The following is a 19,242-nucleotide window of genomic DNA, read 5'->3' on the forward strand; positions in this document are numbered from 1 at the left end:
TCATTGTGAGTGTTGCGCCTGCTCATATGCCTTAGTCATCACCTCCCAGGTCTTCGCGTCGGCAGGAATCAAATGCTCGATACGCAATGAGCTCATCGTGATGTCGAGCGGCATGCCGAAGGTTGTGAACGTTGACATGAACTTCAGCTCGCCATGGGGGGAGTCGACTCGCGTCAGCAACAACGGAGGCAACTCGTTAACCAGCGCTTCAGAGCTGTGTGGGGCCGGCAGGCTCTTCAGAATCTCAACCAACGCGGGATTACTCAAGGCTTCCCGAGATGCCCGTTGCCAGGCCACTAATCTTATTTCCTCGGCGTTACTCAAATGATCGCCCAAGCCACCGGGTTGCAGCAATGTCACCAAGAGATTGAGCCCATCCGCCGCATCCCTGGCAAGACCCACCAGATCGAACAGAACACCCGCGCTGGTGTTGGCTGCAAGGATGTCCCATTGAGCCCCCAGAACAATCGCCGGTGACAGGTACTCATGATTACCCACCTCCTTAAGCAACGCACCGCAGGGGACGATTACAGCTCAAGGCCAATCTACGAGCACCGCTTTCGGATCTCCCTGGCGCATCGGGTCCAGTTCAGCACCCACCTAGCTGAGCACCAGAAAAGATGCACTGGCTCGAACCACGCGCTCCTCTCCAGCGCTGATATAGGTATTGGCAAACACCAATCGACTACCGGTTTTTTGAATATCTACGGCAGCCTCCAACCAATCACCGATCTTAGCGGAGCCAGCGAAATCAGTAGTCATCGTGGTCGTCACGAGCTTAAGAGGCGGATCTTTCGAGAAAGCAGCGCTGTAGCCCAGCGCGATATCAGCCAGCGCCATGAACAACCCTCCGTGAGCGAGTCCACGAGCATTGGTGTGTTTCTCCTCCACCCGAATCCCAACGGTAAAACCTTCGCAGTTTTCCCGATAATAAAAGGGACCTAGTAAGTCAAGGAAAGGGCTGCTACGAGATAACGGCCTGAAATCCTGTGGAATATCCATTTCACACTCCTTTACCCGTTAACCTGACAGATAGATCCTGGCGACGAACGTGGTGAATTGTCGTTCACAGGCGACTTGTCCCATGTGACTGTGCTCAATTCGATCCCAACGCGGCTTTTTTCTCAAGCCAATTCCCACGCGTCATTTCCCAGATTTCCTTAAGCAACACCCCACAGACAAAATCCCCTTCCTGCGTCCCGATCAGGCGCATGCCTTCATGCTCCGATACCCTGCGCGAAGCAAGGTTGCCCACCGCCTTGGGCACTTGCATGACGGGGCGTTCTAGCGTTTCAAACCAATAGGCGTTGATCGCCTCGCAAGCCTCGCGCATGTAACCCTTTCCCTGCCATGGCGGCGCCAGCCAGAACCCTCGGTGGTTACCGGGCTGGTCGTAGAGGCTGATGCTGCCGATACTCTGTGTCGGCTCTTCGGCAATGCGGATCATCCAGTGCCACTCGCGTCCGGCTGCCACAGCGGGGAGCGCATGGTCGCGCACGTACGTCAGCGCGCCGTCATCCGGATAAGGCCAGGGCACGCGACTGTCCAGGTAACGGACCACTTCCCAGTGTGGGAATAATCGTTGGATCGCTGGTGCATCCGTCAGCTCCAGAGGGGTGAGGATGAGACGGCGAGTTTGGAAAGTGGGGATGGGGCTCATGATGAAACTCCTTTTTCAATCCTTACGACGTCCAGGGAAACGTGCCTATTAGGAACTATTCGTCGGCCTGCAGCACGGATGTCGGAAAAACCAAGTTGCACACTCAACCACGGCGACCTTCAATCACATCGTTTCGCGGCCTACACTGGATGCGCTCAGTACCATTGAACCGCATAAGGACATCGCCTTGCGACAAATTGCCCTCAGCGACAGAAAACTCCGAGGTATCCCCCGCCGTCTCCGAGCGCTGGAGCGCTGGGCCGCGAAATTCAACAGCCATTTCTACCCTCAGTGCCACGAAAGCGAGCGCTACGCGCATTGGAAAATCCCAGTCATCGATTCACTCGTTCAAGGTCCACAAGCACACATCGAGGTGCAGGCCCTCTGTATCCAACAGTTGCTCGAAGCAGCCGCCCATCTTTCCCGTGCGGCAGATCGCAGCCAAGGCTACTACCGCATCGCCTGCCTGCTGACTTGGCCTTGGGTGCACCAAAGTGAAGTCACGATATTCTACGACCGTGATTACTACTTGGGCTTCCTGGGACAGCGTAATGCCCTTGCACCGCTGCGTTTGAGCGACAGGCTTGCCTTGGATGTGCCCGAATCGTTCATCGAGCATGGGCATGATGTAACCCAGAGCGATGATGAAGTCGACGTTCATTGGTGGTGTATCGGGGAACCTGCCTGACCGTGAAGACGCGCTCAGATCTTATCGTCGGTTTGACCCTCGCAGTCGTCGCGACGCTGAGCTGGGCGTTGAACTTCATTGCGCCCTACGTCACCGGCGACTACACGATCTATGACTTGATGATCGTAAGGTTCTTAATCGCCGGTACCCTGGGTTTGGGTGTTGTGCTGCTCTATCGGGACCAGCTGCGGCTCTTGCGCCGCGCTCAGGTGTTTCTGGCCGCCGGCTTGGGCGTGATCGGCTACCTCGGCTATAGCGCCTGCATCGCCGCCGGCATCATCTTCGGCGGGCCGGTGCTGACCCCGGCCTTTATTGGCATGGTGCCGGTCTTGCTGGCACTGCTGGGCAACGCCACGACCAAAACCCTCCAGTGGCGCAAACTGGCGATCCCACTGGCTTTTTTGACGATTGGGCTTCTGTTGTCGAATCTCGGCGCTGTCCATCAACCCGTTGCAAGCGAAGGCTCGTGGCTGATGGGTTTGTTGTTTTCAATCGGTGCTGTGGTGTTGTGGCTCGCATTCAGTTGGTTGAACCAGCGCGCCTTGCTAAGGCTGCCACCCCACGCGTCTGGCGCCTGGACCGGCCTCATGATGGCTGGCGCCGGCATCGGCACCTTGTGCTTGTTACCGGCGGTACAAGCGCTCGACCTGCTCAAGCTGCCGAGCCTGGGTTTCAGTGTTTCCGTAGCGGGGCCTTTGTATCTCTGGGGGTTCGTGATTGCACTGATGTCATCCGTTGTCGGGGCCTGGGCCTGGAACGCCGCGTCCCGGCGATTGCCCATGGTGCTTTCCGGACAATTGATCGCCCTGGAGTCGCTGTTCGCGACGCTGCTTGGCTTGTGGTTTCATGGTCGGCTGCCGACACTTTTGGAGACGTCAGGTCTTGCTGCTGTGCTTGTTGGGGTGATCATGGCGGTGCGGATCATCCTCAATTCCCGTGGATCGACAAGCGCCTCTACCCCTTGATCAGCAGACGATTGCCCTACTCCTTGTCCGGGCCTCTGACTGTCTTTCTGCGGCCCTTCGAAGCCACCACGTTGTATTCACCGGCACCAGCCTCTTTCACTGAATGTGCGATCATAGAGTCGCTGCGAAAACGGTCATAGGGTGAGGTTTTCCTGACAGGAAGACGAACAGTTTCGATATGAGCCGGCTCTGCCGGGCCCGCGTTCAAGAAAGCACCCGGCTCCATCGCAAACCGCTCTGCCAGGGCATACGCCATCTTGTGACTGATAGGCCGGTCGCCATTGAGTACCTTGGACACCGCCGTTTTATCCCCGATTTCAGGGAGGTCCGAACCGGTGAGCCCGAGCGTTTCCATCAGGTCCTTGATCAATTGCACAGGCGTGCAGGTCGCCTCAAAAGCGGCATTCGATTCGCGAAACTGGTCGCAGTTGCGCTGGTAGGCCAGGATTTCATCCTCGAGCTCAACGAGAATTTTCTCCTCGGTCTTGCTCAGTTCGCGCCCGTCGGTGAGCGCATCGAGCAGGTCGGTCGCACGCTCATAGTCGGCAGGGGTCTTGATGCCATGCACAAACTCACCGCGCAGGCGATCCAGTACCGCGTGTAGCTCGCCAAGCGTCGCGATCACGGTTTGAAAGTCGTTCCGGGCTGCGCTCATCGTCTTACCCCTTTGTTTCTTGCATACCAGCTGTTGGCAACGTCGTAATCGGCATGCGAGTAGATGTGTTTGACGTAGAACTTCTGCCGGGCATAGTTGACGCCGCCTATCACCCTGAGATTATTGCCGCCTACGTCGATAACCACCCAATTCATTGTGGCCCTAGGCTTGAACAAGTCGACACCGTGCGTACCGAAAAGCTTTTGCAGGTCTGCGAACGCCTTGGGGCGAGCCATCCTCAAAATGCGCAGGCAACGCTCAAGCCCGGCCTTGTCGTTCGGGTACAAAATCGCGGCGTCGTCAAAACGTGATGGCGTGAGTATATCCATGGGCTTCCTTGTCTTTGAGCCGATGGTACTCTTGTTGTGTTTTTTCACAACTCCGGTTTATTGGCGGCAGCGGGACTCATACTGTGGCAAGCAGGCGATTTGGCCGGCAGCATTGGGCCAAATGGGTTTTCACCTACACATCCCGAGACAAAAACATGAACCCTGTCGACTCGAACCGCCTGAAAACCTGGGAGATTGCCAAGTGTTGGAGCCAGGTCACGACGCGGCTCCCACCCGGATACGACGGATGCAATTGCATCGCCACCTCAAGCTTCCCTGAAGTGGCCAACCTTCACCCCGTCACACACCCCTGCGGCACTTTCCCAGCAAAACTGTCCACCAGACTCGCCACCACCATCTCCCCCATCCGCGTGCGGGTCTGCAACGTCGCGCTCGCTCGGTGGGGTTGCAGCACCACCTGCTCGTTGCCAAACAAGGCTTCAGGCACATGCGGCTCATCGACAAACACATCCAGCGCCGCGCCGGCGATTTCCCCGGCGGTGAGCGCCGCCACCAGGTCGACCTCGTTGACCAGTTTGCCCCGGGCCACATTGATCAGATACCCGCCCTCGCCCAAGGCGCGCAGCACCTCGGCATCGATGATGGCTTCAGCCTTGTCGGCGGCCGCCGCGAGGATCAAGGCGTCGCTGTCGCGGGCCAGTTGCTTGAGGTCGGCGACGAAGGTGTGGTTCACGTCGATCATGGGCTGCAGGTCGGTGTAGCTGATCGGGCACCCGAACGCGGCGGCGCGGGTTGCCACGGCGCGACCGACCCGGCCCATGCCGACGATGCCGATGCGCATGCCGGACACCTGCCGGGCCAAGGGCAGCGGGGACAATGGCGTTGGGCTGTGGGGCCATTGGCCTGAGCGCACATAGCGGTCACCGGTGCACAGGCCGCGGCACACGGCGATCAATAAACCAATCGCCAGGTCGGCGACATCTTCGGTCAGCGCGCCGACGGTGGCCGTGACGCTGATCCCGCGATCCCGGGCGTAGGCCAGGTCGACGGCATCGGTGCCTACGCCATTGACTGCCACCACTTGCAGCTTGGGCAATTGGGCCATGAGCGCCTGGCTGATGCCGGTATGCCCGCCAGTAATGACACCTCGAATGTTCGCACCGTGTTCTTGCAGATAGGCTTGTTTGTCGACCTGTTCAAAATAGCGCCGCACTGTGAACAGCTCGTTGAGCCGGGCGTTGATTTCAGGGATCAGGATCGGGCTGAGTTGCAAGACTTCTGGCTTCATGTAGACCTCGTAACAGAAAAGGAAAGACCGGTTCAAGCGCAATCAAGGCTTGCTTGAACCGATGTGGTGAGGGAGCTTGCTCCCGCTGGGCCTGTAGGAGCTGACGAGCGAAGCGAGGCTGCGATCTTTCCCCAGACACTTGAGTCTCAGGTGGAAGATCAAAAGATCGTCCGAACGCGGCCCGAGCCTTCGGCAGCTCCTACAGCGCAGCCGAGCACGCAGGCTCAACCACGACCGGCAAACGGCATGGCCGTGGCCATGACGGTCATGTTCAGAACGTTGGCCGACAACGGCAGGCCGGCGATGTAGCGCACCGCATCGGCGACGTGCTTGACGTCCACCATCGGCTCCACCGCGATGCTGCCGTTGGCCTGGCGTACGCCCTGGGTCATGCGCACGGACATTTCAGTGAGGGCGTTGCCGATGTCGATCTGGCTGCAGGCGATGTTGTATTCGCGTCCGTCCAGGGCCAGGGATTTGGTCAGCCCCAGCACCGCGTGTTTACTGGCGGTGTAGGCGCTGCTGAACGGTCGTGGGGTGTGAGCCGAGATCGATCCGTTGTTGATGATCCGTCCGCCCTGGGGCTCTTGCCGGCGCATCAGGCCGAAGGCGCCACGGGCGCAGAGGAAAACGCCGTTGAGATTGGTGTCGATCACGTTTCGCCACTGCTCGAACGTCAGCTCATCCAACGGCACGGCGGGCGCGTTGACCCCGGCGTTGTTGAACACGACGTCCAGGCGGCCGTAGGCTTCGGCGATGGCGGCAAACAGCGCATCGACACTGGCCGGATCGCGCACATCGGTGGGCACCGCCAAGGCTTCGCGCCCCTCGCAGGCTGCCAACTCGACCAATGTCTGCAAGGGCTCGGGGCGGCGCCCGGCCAACACCAGCGTGTAGCCGTCTGCCATCAGGCCCAGGGCCACCGCTCGGCCAATCCCACTGCCGGCGCCAGTCACCAAAGCCACTTTCAAGGTGTAGGACATGCGGGTTCTCCCTTCTCGAAATCAGTAAGACAAACGCGGACTCAAGGTCGCGGACCGACGCGCATTTCCAGTTGGCCGATGCCATCGATGCCGGCCGCGATGACATCACCCGGCTGCAACACATCGACGCCTGCCGGACTGCCGGTCATGATCAGATCGCCGGCCCGCAGCGCCACCGATTGCGAGATGCGGGCGATCACTTCACTGACCGACCAGATCTGGCTGTCGAGGCTGTCGCGCTGGCGTTCTTCACCGTTCACGTTCAGCCACAACTCGCCATCGGGGTGCCCCGCCCGGGAAACCGGCACGATGGCCGTCATCGGCGCGGCACCGTCGAACACCTTGGCGCCCTCCCACGGCAGGCCGTTGCGCTTGGCCATGCGCTGGACATCACGTCGGGTCAGATCCAGACCCGCCGCGTAGCCCCACACATAGGCCAGCGCCTGGCTCTCAGGGATGTTGGCGCCGCCCTCCCCGATGGCCACGACCAATTCGATTTCGTGGGCGAACTCCTCGGTTACCGGGGGAAACGTCACGTCGCCGACCGCCTCCACCACGCAACTGGCAGGCTTCATGAAAAACACCGGTGGCACGCGGGACTCACCCTGGGTATCGGGCCAAGGGTAGTTGCGACCGACGCAAAAGACCCGGCCGACGGGAAAACGCTGCGGGGTGCCGACAACCGGCAAGGTCACTGGCAGGTCCGGGGTAAAGACATACTCGGGCATGTTCATCCTGGTAAAAGTCCTGTTGGAAGCGTCAGCGTACGGCGGCAATCCCTGGCGAAGTTGGAGGAATGCCGCCTCGTGTTGGAGAAAAACGGTTTTTTCCGGGCTCAGCGCGCCTTGAGTTCAATGCGGTACAAACGGCCGAGCAGCAACGAATAGGACAAGGTGCCGATCAGCGCCACGCCGCCGATGAACCAGAAGGCCAAGGCGAATGAACCGGTCTTGTAGACGATTGCGCCAATCACGATGGGGGTGACAATCCCGCCGATGTTGGCCGCCAGGCTGGTGATCCCGCCGGTCAGTCCGATCAGTTCCTTGGGCGCCACTTCCGACACCGCCGCCCATGACGACGAAGCGATGCCTTGGGCGAAGAAGGCAATCGTCAGCACGGCGATGCAGATCACGTTCGAGTCGGTGAAATTCACCAGCACGATGGACATGCCCAACATCGACCCGACCACCAACGGCAACTTGCGGGCAAAGGACAGCGAGTAGCCGCGACGGATCAGCAGGTCGGACACGATCCCGGCGAGCAGGATGCCCACCGTCGCGCCCACGAACGGCAACACGGCGAAGATCCCGGCCTTGATCATGGTCAGTTGACGCTCTTCGATCAGGTACGTGGGGAACCAGGTGAGAAAGAAGTACAGCGCCGACGTGCTGGCGAACTTGCCGATGCAAATCGCCCAGACCTGCCGATAGCTGAACAGCTCGGCGATCTGCCGCCAGTTGAAGCGGGTGCGCTCCTGACTGCTCTTGACCAGCCCTCCCCCGGCTTCGATGTACTTGAGTTCTTCCTGGCTGACCTTCTTGCAGTTCATCGGGTCGCGATACAGAAACAGCCAGGCCACACCGAAGACAATCCCGAGTGCGCCGGTGCTGTAGAACACATGGCGCCAGTCATAGGTGGTCGCCAGCCACAGCAGCGCACCGGTAAACAGCGCCGTGCCCAAGTATTGGCCGCACACGTAAATGCTGCTGGCCAGGCCCCGTTCACGCGCCGGAAACCACACCGTGACCGCCCGGCTGTTGGCCGGAAACGCCGGCGCTTCCATCGCGCCGACGGCCAGGCGCAGACCGAACAGCGAAGCGAAGCCCGTGGCCAAGCCCTGGCACACGGTGACGGTCGACCAACTGATCAGCGACACCCCGTAGGTGAACCGGGAACCGAAGCGATCGGCAATGAAGCCGGCGGGCACCAGTGCGATCGCGTAAGTCCAGGCAAACGCGGAAAAAATCAGGCCCATCTCGATCTTGTCCAGGCCCAGGTCCTTGGCGAGAAACGGCGCGGCAATCGAAATATTCACCCGGTCGATGTAGTTGATGATCGTCGCGATCAACAGCAACGACAGCATGAACCAGCGCCGACGCGACGGCAGACGCTCTGGCACTGCGGCGTCCCGGGCGCCGGTAATCACCGGCGCTGCGGCGGTCTGGGAGGTGTGGGAATTCGACATGAGTAGACCTCGTTATTGTTAGAAACGTCGAAATGTTTACGAGCAGCCGAAATCAGTGCCCTCGATGTCGGGGCAGAACAATCGCTACTGGAATGAGAGGTGCGAACAGCCGGTGTCAGGTGTTCGAAGAGGCCTTGCAACAGGATCTGTCGGGGGAGCAGTCAAGCGGGTCAGGGAAAAGCAGGAACAGGTTCATGATGTGCGCACCTTTTGATTGTTTTTGGATGGAGGGTCGGGTTGCGTGGCCCAACAGTGGTCGTACAACCATTCAAAATCAACTGAGCTGTTAGATCATTTTTCCCGTTTAAAACCGCGCCAAAGGAACCTGTCCAAAAAAATCCTATCGGCGATTTTTTTCATATGTTTTTTAATACAATCTTAACTATTTGTTTTTAAACAATTAATTTAATAATACGAATTTATCGTTTTTGGACAAGCGCCCTCCATTTTCGAGAGACAGAAAATTCACGCCACCGACCTTGTCATCGTATGACTTCTTGAAAATTATCCAGATGCACCGTCACAATCGTCATCACCGCCATGCACCGCAAAGGATTCCCTGGAGATGTCATCACCGAGCCGAGTCCCCACCTATGTCATGCAGCAACGCAGCGAATTGACGGATTTCTATATCCGCGACAAAAAGGGCCGGCGCGCCGAAACCGGCCCGCATCGCCACGAGTACTTCCAGATCCAGATCAACCTCGGCGGCGACACCGTGCAACACATTGGCAACGTCGAACGTCCGTTTCCGCGTAACACCCTGGCCTTCATCCTGCCTCACCGTGTGCACGTGATTCCGCACCCGGCCGAGAGCAACTTCATGGTGATCAATTTTTCCCAGACGTTCCTGCTGCCGCATCTGCAATGCGACCCGATGGACCTGGAAGAGGTCTCGATTCTGCTGGCGCCGGAGCTGTCGCCGTTCCGTTTCCAGGAACACCTGGACTTCATTCTGGGGGATGAGGATTTCGCCAAAATCTGCGCCTTGATCGAGCAGATGCGTGGCCTGGACCAGAATCGTCAGTTCGGCACCCGCGAGATGCTCAAGGGCTTGTTGCTGCAACTGATCGGCAGCGTCTGCGCCTTGTATGCCGAGCCGCTCAAGCGCTTGGCCGAAGAGAACGCCGCCGAAGTCAGCCGACGCGATGCGCTGGGCCGGATGTCCGAGTACCTGCGCAAGAACATCGCCGACCCCGACCTCAACCTGATCAAAGTGGCCGCGGCGACTTACCTGTCGCCGACGTACCTGACCCACTGGCTGCGCAAGGAAATCGGCAAGACCTTCACCGAACTGGTGCTCGAACGCCGGATGCACGCGGCGCGCAATTACTTGCTCAATGGCACCCGCCCCGTGGGCGAAGTGGCGAGGTTGTGCGGGTTCGCCGACGAGGCCTATTTTTCCAGACGTTTTCGCCAGATACATGGACAGCCGCCGGGGCAGTTCAGGCGACAGCAGTTGAATCCGGACAGTCCGCAGTTGCCGTTGAACAATGGCTAGATACATCCGACGCCATGAGCCGGCATCGTCAGGTTATCTATACTGGCTTCCCGAATGAAAATCAGAGCGTGAACAATGGCCCTCACCCCCAATCAAAACCCTCCAGTCATTCTGGTCCCCACTCGACAAAGCGACTCGGAGGATCTGGCAGGCATTCGAATCGAGGCCATGCGCGAAAGCCTCGAGCGTGTGGGGCGATTTGATCCGGTGCGGGCGCGCGAGCGGTTTCTTGGTGGTTTCCAACCCTGCCATACACGCCACATCGAGGTGTCGGGAAAGAGGGTCGGGTTCGTTGTGGTCAAGCCTTTCAGCCATGAACTCTTGCTTGACCACTTGTATATAAGGCCCTGCGCGCAAGGATCAGGAATAGGCGCGGCTGTTCTCGATCATATTTTCAAGGAAGCGGATGCGGCCGCGCTCCCGCTCAGGGTGGGTGCCCTTAAGGAAAGCGCCTCGAATCGCTTTTACATCCGCCATGGCTTCCAATTCGTCGAAAGCAGCGAGTTCGACAATTATTATGTTCGGCAGAGCGGCACGACGGGCCCGGCTAGTTAGCCAATCAATACAGTCACCGCAGAATCAATACCGCGACCACCGCAATCACGGCCACCACGCCAAAGACCATCCGCGCGATCCAGGGCGCGGTGAGCCAGACGCCGGTCACCCCGGCAATCTGTCCCACATTCTTCTCGGTCAGGCGGAAACTCGGCTCCCGGAAAGGATTGCCGCAATGTGGGCAGGCGCAGGCCTTATCGGAGATTCGCGAAGCGCATTCAGGGCAATCGACAGACTCATTGTGCGACGTCAGGGAGGTTGGAATTTCGGCGTTTCAAAAGACTGCTTATGTGCGGCTTTTGCTCGCGGTCAAGCTTAGCCTTTGATAGCTCTATGCGAAAAAACGAACGGCTTCGCAAAAAAACACAGCCGTGGACACTCGAACACCAATCGAACCCCTCGCAATACCTTGGGTCTGCTCCTGTATGACCTCTTCGGAATCTGCTCCTATGTCCCCACACCAAAGCCTCGTTTTACTGGCACGAGGCGGCTACGCCGCTCGGGGCGTTATTTATCTGATCATTGGTATCTTCGCTTTGCTGGCGGCTCAAGACTCGAGCAAATCGAAGGATAGCCACAGCAGCCTGGAAGCATTGTTAAGTCAGCCATTCGGCCATGTTTTAGTCGGCCTGGTGGTGATGGGTTTACTGGCTTTCGCCGGATGGCGCCTGTTGCAGGCAACGCGTGATGTCGACCATCACGGTAAAGAGTTCAAAGGCTTGGTGATTCGGGGGGGACTGTTGGCTGGAGGCTTGATCAACGGTGCCCTGGCTTTTTTTGCGTTGGGGTTGCTCATCAGCGGTCTTAAAAGCTCGGGTAATTCCGGAGGGGGAGATGCCCAGGATCTACTTGCACGCCTATTGTCCTGGGACCATTCGAACGTGCTGATTTACCTCATCGCACTGATACCGCTTGGCGTGGGCATTGCTCATATCATCAAGGGCTGGAAGGCGTCGTTCGAGAAGTACTTTGACGCAGACGAGGACGTCATGCGGTACGTGCGTCCGATATCGCGGTTCGGTCTTATCGCCCGGGGCGTCGTCTTCATTGAAATCGCCCTGCTGCTGATCATCAGTGGCTCGACCTATAAAGCCATGGACCCACCCGGCATGAAAGACGCCCTCGATGCACTGCAAAACCTGCCGGCCGGTGGTGTGGTTTTAATGGTGATGGCATTGGGGCTGATCGCGTTTTCGGTCTACAGCTTTTCCGAAGCGGCCTGGCGCAAGATCAACATGGACGTGCCTGGAATGTCGAACACATAGCGCCTACTTATTACTGCACAGGTTGTACGCGACGCATAAGATCGTTCAGCACGTAGGTGTCCAGAAAGGCTTTTACCGCGATGACCTGGCCATCCCTGAATGTCATGTGCCACAGGTAGGTGTTGTTGTAGGGTTTGCGATCCAGGGCCGTGGCTTCTCCACTCCACAGAACGACCACAACGTCGCCCTCGGCGATAATGCTTTGGACAGTGGGGGAAACCGCAGTCGCCAGCCGAGCCGTGATAGGCCGTACGGCCTGCTCCAGTAAATCTTCCTTGCTGTCATACACACCCGATACGGGGCTTGATCCGGTCACGGTCCATACGGCGTTGGGCGCCAGCAGATCGAACGCTGTGCCTTTGCCTTGCTGCCAATTCGTGAACGCCTGGCGGACCCGATCCGTATTGGCATGTTGAGCGTTTTCCGAAGCCCAGACGTTGCTGGTTAAAAACACTAAAGACAGTGCAAGAGCCTGGACGCGCCAAGCCAAATTCATCCATGTGGTCATGATGTTCTCTCACGGCAGTGCAATGGATAAGATGCTCTTCCAAGAGAACCTTAACGACCTGTGCTAAGAAGCTTTTGCCCGATGCTGCTGTGAGGTTGCCTGATGCTGTTTGGTAATAAGGCCACTGTGGAAGCGTGCTTGCTCGCAATAGCGGTGGGTCAGTCACTTTGATGTTGGATGTATGGCCGTCATCGCGAGCAAGCTCGCTCCTACAGGGGGGGCGTGCTTATTCCTGGATCTTCCATGTGTCTTGTGTATTTCCAGACGCCAAAAACCACAAACCCCCGACTTTCTCTAGGAAAATCAGGGGTTTGTGTTTGTAGAATGTGGCGGTGAAGGAGAGATTCGAACTCTCGATACAGTTTCCTGTATACACACTTTCCAGGCGTGCTCCTTAAGCCACTCGGACACTTCACCGTATCTCGGCAAACTGTTCAGTCTGTCGAGGCGCGCTAATGTAGTCGAAAGCTTTTCCGATGGCAAAGGTTTTTTTCAGAATTTTCATGCGGTTAAGCTTGGTCGGGCATTTCAAACGCGCCTGGGCATGGCAAACCGGCCAATCTTCGGGGCTATGCAGGCGCTGCTCTATAGATGAAGGCGAAGCGGGATGGGCGGGCCAGGCTGTTTGCGGGGCTTGGGGCTGACCGGTGAGTCAGTCACGGCGCTTTACCTGGCCTGCGGCGGTGGGTAACGTCTGCGTCACTTCTCTTACAAGGAATAGCGTCATGAGCGACTTGATTGCCTACCATCTCGAAGACGGTATCGCGACCCTGACCTTGAACAACGGCAAGGTCAATGCCATCTCGCCGGATGTGATTGCCGCGTTCAACGCTGCGCTGGATCAGGCGACGGCGGATCGGGCGGTGGTGATCATTACCGGGCAACCGGGGATTTTGTCGGGTGGCTACGATCTGAAGGTGATGACCGCCGGTCCCAAGGAAGCGGTGAGCCTGGTCACGGCCGGTTCGACCCTGGCGCGTCGCCTGTTGTCGCACCCCTTCCCTGTCGTTGTCGCTTGCCCGGGGCATGCGGTGGCCAAGGGTGCGTTCCTGCTGCTCTCGGCGGACTATCGCATTGGTGTGGAAGGACCGTTCAGCATCGGCCTGAACGAAGTGCAGATCGGCATGACCATGCACCACGCCGGTATCGAGCTGGCCCGTGATCGACTGCGCAAGTCGGCGTTTCATCGCTCGGTAATCAATGCCGAGATGTTCAATCCGCAGGGCGCTGTGGATGCCGGTTTCCTCGATAAGGTGGTGTCGGCCGAAGAACTGCAGGGCGCGGCCCTGGAAGCGGCGCGTCAGTTGAAAAAGATCAACATGACCGCCCACAAGAACACCAAGCTGAAAGTTCGCAAGGCCCTGCTGGAAACGCTGGACAGTGCGATTCTGCTGGATCAGGAGCACCTGGGCTGACGCTTGTAGGAGCTGACGAGCGGAGCGAGGCTGCGATCTTTTCACTACCAATTGAGTTCGAAGCGAAATATCTAAAGATCGCAGCCTCGCTCCGCTCGTCAGCTCCTACGGGCCCAGCGGGAGCAAGCTGCCTCGCCACAGGTTCAGTCCTTCCTTAGAGTTCGGTTTTTTCCTACATAAAACGTTTAAAAGTCCGCAACCGCTCTAGGTCGCTTCTGTCACGCCATGTGGAAACATGCGCTTAAACATCGTCCATTTCCTACCTCTATAGCGGCAATTGCCGAAAACAGTGCACATCCGTACACTGCGCCACCTTTTGTCCCGATGGGGCCTGTAGATGCTGTTTGTATTGCGTATGTTGTTGATGGGCCTGCATTTTGTACTGGCTGGCGTGCTCGGGGTGCTTCTGGGTCTGTGCCGGCCATTCAACCCGGACAACAGCCGTTTATGCGCAAGGTTGTATGCGTTGCCGGCGATGTGCATTTTGCGCCTGCGGGTCCAGGCACAAGTCGACTCGCTGGTGAATAAGCCCAACGGCTGCGTCATCATCGCCAACCACCAATCCAACTATGACCTGTTCATGTTCGGCAACGTGGTGCCGCGCCGTACCGTGTGCATTGGCAAGAAGAGCCTGAAATGGGTGCCGCTGTTCGGGCAATTGTTCTGGCTGGCGGGCAACGTGTTGATCGACCGCGGCAACGCGATCAAGGCGCGACAGTCAATGTTGACCACCACCCATACGTTGCAGCACGAGGACACCTCGATCTGGGTTTTTCCGGAGGGCACGCGCAATCTGGGTAAGGACCTGTTGCCGTTCAAGAAAGGCGCCTTCCAGATGGCAATAGCCGCCGGTGTGCCGATTGTTCCGGTGTGCGTCAGCAGCTACATCAAGCACATGCGCCTCAATCGCTGGCGCAGCGGTGACATCCTCATACGTTCATTGCCGGCGATTCCTACGGCCGGGTTGAGCATGGATGACATGCCCGGGCTCATTGCCCAATGCCGTGAACAGATGCGCGAATGCATCGCGACAATGGATCGGCAGTTGCAAGCCGCCTGAATGGAAAACCCGCCTCGTGGCGGGTTTTCTTTTGCCGCCGAACTCCGCAGATTTTGCTGACTCTCAAGCTACAGGGCGCGTTAAGCTTGAAGCTGCCTGCCACTGCCATTTCCAATAAGAAGTGAACCACCATTATGGGTAGAGTCGTTGCTGCTGCGGTCTACAGCGCCGGTAAGAAAATCACCAATATCACCCTCGACGAAGGCAGCGCCTGGGCTGCCAAACCTGGTCATTTTGTATGGATCGGTCTCGAAGAGCCCAGCGCCGTGGAACTGACCAACCTGCAGCGTCAATTCAACCTGCACGAATTGGCGATCGAAGACGCCATGGAGAAACACAGTCGTCCCAAGCTGGAGACCTTTGGCGATGCGCTGTTCATCGTCACGTATTCGCCGATACGCAAGGACGGCAAGCTGGAATTCATTGAAACCCATATCTTTGCCGGCAAGGGCTATATCATCACCGCTCGCAATGGCCACTCAGCGTCCTACGCCCACGTCCGGCAGCGCTGTGAGGCACGTCCACTTTTGCTGAAACACGGGGAAGATTTCGTCCTCTACGCCATCCTTGATTTCGTGATTGAAAACTATCAGCCCATGGGTGAGGCCATTCACGCCGAAATCGATGAGCTGGAGCGCAACGTCATGTGCAGCTCCCTGAACGAGCGGGATATCCAGAACCTGCACAGCTTGCGCCGCGACGTGTTGCGCCTGCGTCGATACGCGGCGCCGATGGTGGAGATCAGTGAAGAGTTGCAGCGGCTCGACTTCCCCTTCATCGACAAGAACATGAGCCCATACTTCCGTGATGTGCAGATTCATGTCACACGGCAAATGGAAGACTTGGCCACCCTGGCCGACATCGCCAGCCAGACCATCGAAGTCGGCGTGCTGCTCGAAGCGTCGCGCCAGAGCGTGGTGCAGCGCAAGTTCGCGGCCTGGGCGGCGATCCTGGCGTTTCCCACGGCCGTGGCCGGGATCTATGGGATGAACTTCCAGGACATGCCGGAGTTGAGTTGGCAGTACGGGTATTTCGCGGTGCTGGGGGTTATTGCGGTGGGCTGCTCGTCGCTGTGGTGGAGCTTCAAGCGATCAGGGTGGTTGTAGGCCAGCGTTTTTCGCTGGGATTGGTGCGGCGTTCCGACGAAGACGGCGGCACATCCAACATCAACGCCAACTGATCCGCCGCGATCGCGAGCAAGCTCGCTCCCACATTAGAGAGTCGTGATCTTTAGCCCTGGGTGGCTTCGGCCTGCGGCTTGTGAGCGACAAAACGCATCATCCACTCCGCCACCGTGGTGCCGTGGTGCTCGTGGGCAAGGCTCGCCACGCCCTGGCTATAGATCTGCTCGCCGAGGTGTTGCTGGCGAATCTCCAGCAAGGCCCGGGAATAATCGTGGATGAATTCCGGGTGGCCCTGGAAGCACAGCACCTGGTCATTGATGTGGTAGGCGGCGAACGGACAGAAGTCGCTGGAGGCGATGACGGTTGCGCTTTCGGGCAATTCAGTGACCTGGTCCTGATGACTGATCAGCAAGGTCAGTTCTTCCATCACAGGGCTCATCCAAGGCGCCTTGGCGGCGAGTTTGTAGCGATGGGTACCGACGCCCCAGCCTTGGCTGGCGCGCTCGGTCTTGCCGCCCAGCAACAACGCCAACAACTGGTGACCAAAGCACACACCGAGCAATTTATCGCCGCGCTGGTAGCGCTCCAGCAGGTAGGTCTTGAGGGTTTGAATCCAAGGGTCGGTGCCGAAGGAATCAGCCTTGCTGCCGGTCACCAGATAAGCGTCGAACTGCTCGTCATCGCTGGGGTAATGCCCCTCCATCACGTTGTACACAACGAATTCGGCCGCGATGGGCTGCTGTGAAAACAGGCGCTGGAACATCTGCCCGTAACCCTGATATTGGTCGACCAGTTCTGGACGCAGGATATCGGTTTCCAGAATGCAGATGCGTAGCGACATAAAAAATACCTGACACGATGATGGGAATATTGCACACCCCAGAGCCTGCCCTGAAACACGGTCCCAAGGCAAGCCCCTTCCCGGGTCTGTCAGAACAGTTCGTGGCGGGCGGCTTTCTCCAACAACAAGGCCGGCGGTGAGAAGCGCTCGCCGTATTGCTCGGCCAGATACTGGGCACGACCGACAAAGTCCTGCAGGCCATATTGATTGATGAACTGCAGTGCACCGCCAGTCCAGACGGCAAAGCCGATGCCGAAGATCGAACCGACGTTGGCGTCGGCCGTCGAGGTCAGCACCTCCTCCTCCATGCAGCGCACGGTTTCCAGGGCCTGGATGAACAGCAGGCGATCACGGATATCCTGCGGGGAGATCTGCCCGTCGGCTTTCTCGAAGCGGCTTTTGAGCGGCGGCCACAGGTATTTTTGCCCATTGGCTGGGTATTCATAAAAACCGGCGCCAGCGGCCTTGCCCGGTCGCTTGTATTCGTTGAGCAGCAAGTCGATCACAGCAAACGCCGGATGCTCAATCGGCGTTTTCCCTTCTGCGCGCAGGTCCTTGGCGGTTTGCGCGCGGATATGGCTCATCAGGCTGAGGGAAACTTCGTCAGCGATCGCCAGAGGCCCGACCGGCATCCCGGCCTTGCGCGCTTCGGTCTCGATCATCGGCGCACTCACGCCCTCGCCGAGCATGGCGATGCCTTCATTGGTAAAGGTGCCGAACACCCGGGACGTAAAGAAGCCGCGACTGTCGTTGACCACAATCGGCGTCTTGTTGATCTGCAGGACAAAGTCGAAACCCCGAGCCAGGGTCGCGTCACTGGTACGCGCGCCCTTGATGATCTCCACCAGGGGCATTTTCTCCACCGGGCTGAAGAAGTGCAGGCCGATGAACTTCGTCGGGTCCGGCACAGCCATGGCCAGGCCGGTGATGGGCAAGGTCGAGGTGTTGGAAGCGATCACCGCATCATCGCCCACCACGGCCTGGGCGGCAGCCGATACGCTGGCTTTCAGGGCGCGATCTTCAAACACCGCTTCGATGATCAGGTCGCAACCGGCCAGGTCTGCGTTGCTGTCGGTGGGGTGAATCCGCGCCAGCGTGGCTTCGCGCTGCTCGGCGGTGAGTTGACCGCGGGCGACCTTTTTATCCAGCAACGCCGCCGAACGGGCCTTGCCCTTCTCGGCTGCCGCCAGATCGACATCCTTGAGTACCACTGCGATGCCGGCCATGGCGCTGACATAGGCGATACCCGCCCCCATCATGCCCGCGCCGAGAACGCCGACTTTTTTCGTCAGATAAGGCGTAAAACCCTGTGGGCGAGAACCACCGGCCTTGATCTCGTTGAGCTGGAACCAGAAGGTGCCGATCAGGTTCTTCGCCACCTGGCCGGTGGTCAGTTCGGTGAAGTAGCGGGTTTCGATCAAGTGCGCGGTGTCGAAATCAACCTGGGCGCCCTCCACCGCTGCGCAGAGGATTTTCTCCGGCGCCGGTAGGCAACCCTGGGTCTTGTTGCACAGGATCGAAGGGGCGATGGCCAGCATTTGCGCAACTTTCGGGTCAGACGGCGTGCCGCCCGGCAGTCGATAACCCTTTGCATCCCAGGGCTGGATGACGCTGGGGTTGGCAAGAATCCAGGCCCGGGATTTGGCCAGCATCTCGTCACGATCCTTCGCCAGCTCATCGATTAAACCGGCCTGCAGCGCTTGTTGCGCGTTGATCTTCTTGCCCTCGAGCATATACGGCAAGGCCTTTTCCAACCCGAGCAGACGCACCATCCGCACCACCCCGCCACCGCCCGGCAACAGGCCGAGCGTGACTTCAGGCAAGCCGAGTTGCACCGATGGCAGATCCAAGGCCACGCGATGATGGCAGGCCAGGCAGATCTCCCAACCACCGCCGAGGGCCGCGCCGTTGATGGCCGCCACCACGGGCTTGCCCAGGGTCTCCAAGGCTCGCAGTTGCGCTTTAAGCAGCAGGACCCTGTCGTAGAAAGCCTTGGCCTCGGGCTTGCCGACCTTGATCAATTCATTGAGGTCACCGCCGGCGAAGAAGGTGTGCTTGGCCGAGGTGATGATCACACCGGCAATCGAGTCCTTTTCAGCCTGCAAACGGGCGACGCAGGCGGCCATGGCCTCACGGTACACCGCGTTCATGGTATTGGCGCTCTGGCCCGGCAGGTCCAGGGTCAGGACGACGATCCGGTCCTGGCCGGTTTCGTAACGAATGGCATCGGTCATGAAAAAGTGTTCCTTGAAGTCGGGG

Annotated in this window: 19 protein-coding genes, 1 tRNA gene and 1 pseudogene; 8 read left to right on the top strand and 13 right to left on the bottom strand. The window is 58.6% G+C overall.

Going from position 1 to position 19,242, the window contains the following annotated elements; genetic code table 11:
* The 3 genes and pseudogenes from AC09SL_RS14860 to AC09SL_RS14870 form a co-directional block, all read right to left on the bottom strand.
* Window positions 1-477, bottom strand: a pseudogene (locus AC09SL_RS14860) (MmyB family transcriptional regulator); the annotation flags it as partial.
* Window positions 478-600: 123 nt separating this feature from the next.
* Window positions 601-1,002 carry a PaaI family thioesterase gene (locus AC09SL_RS14865; protein ID WP_058544259.1) on the bottom strand — a complete coding sequence of 134 codons (402 nt, stop codon included), beginning with the start codon at window positions 1,000-1,002 and terminating at the stop codon, window positions 601-603.
* Window positions 1,003-1,096: 94 nt separating this feature from the next.
* Window positions 1,097-1,660 (bottom strand): GNAT family N-acetyltransferase, encoded by a 564-nt coding sequence (locus tag AC09SL_RS14870; protein ID WP_058544260.1) that lies wholly within the window; start codon window positions 1,658-1,660, stop codon window positions 1,097-1,099.
* Between the two features lie 187 nt (window positions 1,661-1,847).
* Here AC09SL_RS14870 and AC09SL_RS14875 point away from each other — a divergent pair, with 187 nt between their 5' ends.
* Together AC09SL_RS14875 and AC09SL_RS14880 are read left to right on the top strand one after the other, a co-directional pair.
* A complete protein-coding gene (locus AC09SL_RS14875; RefSeq protein ID WP_081264482.1) occupies window positions 1,848-2,348 on the top strand; it encodes a DUF3916 domain-containing protein in 501 nt (166 codons plus the stop codon).
* 2 nt (window positions 2,349-2,350) lie between these two features.
* Complete coding sequence (locus tag AC09SL_RS14880; protein WP_419555151.1) at window positions 2,351-3,313, top strand: DMT family transporter; 963 nt, start codon at window positions 2,351-2,353, stop codon at window positions 3,311-3,313.
* Window positions 3,314-3,329: 16 nt separating this feature from the next.
* On the opposite strand, the gene AC09SL_RS14885 is transcribed toward AC09SL_RS14880, so the two are convergent.
* The 6 genes from AC09SL_RS14885 to AC09SL_RS14910 form a co-directional block, all read right to left on the bottom strand.
* Window positions 3,330-3,968, bottom strand: a complete 639-nt coding sequence (locus AC09SL_RS14885; RefSeq protein ID WP_058544263.1) for a helix-turn-helix domain-containing protein — start codon at window positions 3,966-3,968, stop codon at window positions 3,330-3,332.
* Window positions 3,965-4,297: a type II toxin-antitoxin system HigB family toxin gene (locus tag AC09SL_RS14890; RefSeq protein WP_058544264.1), complete on the bottom strand. Its 333-nt coding sequence runs from the start codon at window positions 4,295-4,297 to the stop codon at window positions 3,965-3,967. Before AC09SL_RS14890 ends, AC09SL_RS14885 begins: the two co-directional genes overlap by 4 nt.
* A 292-nt stretch (window positions 4,298-4,589) precedes the next feature.
* The gene (locus tag AC09SL_RS14895; protein WP_058544265.1) at window positions 4,590-5,546 is read right to left on the bottom strand and encodes a 2-hydroxyacid dehydrogenase; all 957 of its coding nucleotides are present in this window, start codon (window positions 5,544-5,546) and stop codon (window positions 4,590-4,592) included.
* Window positions 5,547-5,770: 224 nt separating this feature from the next.
* Window positions 5,771-6,529, bottom strand: coding sequence for an SDR family oxidoreductase (locus AC09SL_RS14900; RefSeq protein ID WP_058544266.1), 759 nt, complete (start codon window positions 6,527-6,529; stop codon window positions 5,771-5,773).
* Window positions 6,530-6,570: 41 nt separating this feature from the next.
* A complete protein-coding gene (locus AC09SL_RS14905) occupies window positions 6,571-7,263 on the bottom strand; it encodes a fumarylacetoacetate hydrolase family protein (protein WP_058544267.1) in 693 nt (230 codons plus the stop codon).
* Window positions 7,264-7,364: 101 nt separating this feature from the next.
* On the bottom strand, window positions 7,365-8,714 hold the full coding sequence (locus AC09SL_RS14910; RefSeq protein WP_058544268.1) for an MFS transporter: 1,350 nt from the start codon (window positions 8,712-8,714) through the stop codon (window positions 7,365-7,367).
* A 565-nt stretch (window positions 8,715-9,279) separates the two neighbouring features.
* Here AC09SL_RS14910 and AC09SL_RS14915 point away from each other — a divergent pair.
* From AC09SL_RS14915 to AC09SL_RS14925, 3 genes are all read left to right on the top strand, one after another.
* On the top strand, window positions 9,280-10,215 hold the full coding sequence (locus tag AC09SL_RS14915; protein WP_058544269.1) for a helix-turn-helix transcriptional regulator: 936 nt from the start codon (window positions 9,280-9,282) through the stop codon (window positions 10,213-10,215).
* A 75-nt stretch (window positions 10,216-10,290) separates the two neighbouring features.
* Window positions 10,291-10,770: a GNAT family N-acetyltransferase gene (locus AC09SL_RS14920; protein ID WP_058544270.1), complete on the top strand. Its 480-nt coding sequence runs from the start codon at window positions 10,291-10,293 to the stop codon at window positions 10,768-10,770.
* A 449-nt stretch (window positions 10,771-11,219) separates the two neighbouring features.
* A complete protein-coding gene (locus AC09SL_RS14925) occupies window positions 11,220-12,035 on the top strand; it encodes a DUF1206 domain-containing protein (protein ID WP_058544272.1) in 816 nt (271 codons plus the stop codon).
* 10 nt (window positions 12,036-12,045) lie between these two features.
* Here the strand turns inward: AC09SL_RS14925 and AC09SL_RS14930 are convergent, their stop codons facing one another.
* Together AC09SL_RS14930 and AC09SL_RS14935 are read right to left on the bottom strand one after the other, a co-directional pair.
* Window positions 12,046-12,543, bottom strand: a complete 498-nt coding sequence (locus tag AC09SL_RS14930) for a nuclear transport factor 2 family protein (protein WP_226920954.1) — start codon at window positions 12,541-12,543, stop codon at window positions 12,046-12,048.
* A gap of 327 nt (window positions 12,544-12,870) precedes the next feature.
* Window positions 12,871-12,960: transfer RNA gene (locus AC09SL_RS14935), tRNA-Ser, on the bottom strand.
* A gap of 308 nt (window positions 12,961-13,268) precedes the next feature.
* Between AC09SL_RS14935 and AC09SL_RS14940 the strand changes: the two genes are divergently transcribed.
* The 3 genes from AC09SL_RS14940 to AC09SL_RS14950 all read left to right on the top strand — a co-directional run bounded on the left by AC09SL_RS14940 (window position 13,269) and on the right by AC09SL_RS14950 (window position 16,124).
* A complete protein-coding gene (locus AC09SL_RS14940) occupies window positions 13,269-13,958 on the top strand; it encodes a crotonase/enoyl-CoA hydratase family protein (RefSeq protein WP_058544274.1) in 690 nt (229 codons plus the stop codon).
* A gap of 337 nt (window positions 13,959-14,295) precedes the next feature.
* A complete protein-coding gene (locus tag AC09SL_RS14945; RefSeq protein WP_058544275.1) occupies window positions 14,296-15,018 on the top strand; it encodes a 1-acylglycerol-3-phosphate O-acyltransferase in 723 nt (240 codons plus the stop codon).
* Window positions 15,019-15,152: 134 nt separating this feature from the next.
* Window positions 15,153-16,124, top strand: coding sequence for a magnesium and cobalt transport protein CorA (locus AC09SL_RS14950; protein WP_058544276.1), 972 nt, complete (start codon window positions 15,153-15,155; stop codon window positions 16,122-16,124).
* 124 nt (window positions 16,125-16,248) lie between these two features.
* Here AC09SL_RS14950 and AC09SL_RS14955 read toward each other — a convergent pair whose 3' ends face one another.
* Both AC09SL_RS14955 and AC09SL_RS14960 read right to left on the bottom strand, forming a co-directional pair.
* On the bottom strand, window positions 16,249-16,983 hold the full coding sequence (locus tag AC09SL_RS14955; protein WP_058544277.1) for an amidotransferase: 735 nt from the start codon (window positions 16,981-16,983) through the stop codon (window positions 16,249-16,251).
* Between the two features lie 89 nt (window positions 16,984-17,072).
* Window positions 17,073-19,217: a 3-hydroxyacyl-CoA dehydrogenase NAD-binding domain-containing protein gene (locus AC09SL_RS14960; RefSeq protein WP_058544278.1), complete on the bottom strand. Its 2,145-nt coding sequence runs from the start codon at window positions 19,215-19,217 to the stop codon at window positions 17,073-17,075.
* Between the last annotated feature and the right edge of the window lie 25 nt (window positions 19,218-19,242).

This window comes from Pseudomonas sp. PF05 (assembly GCF_056521845.1).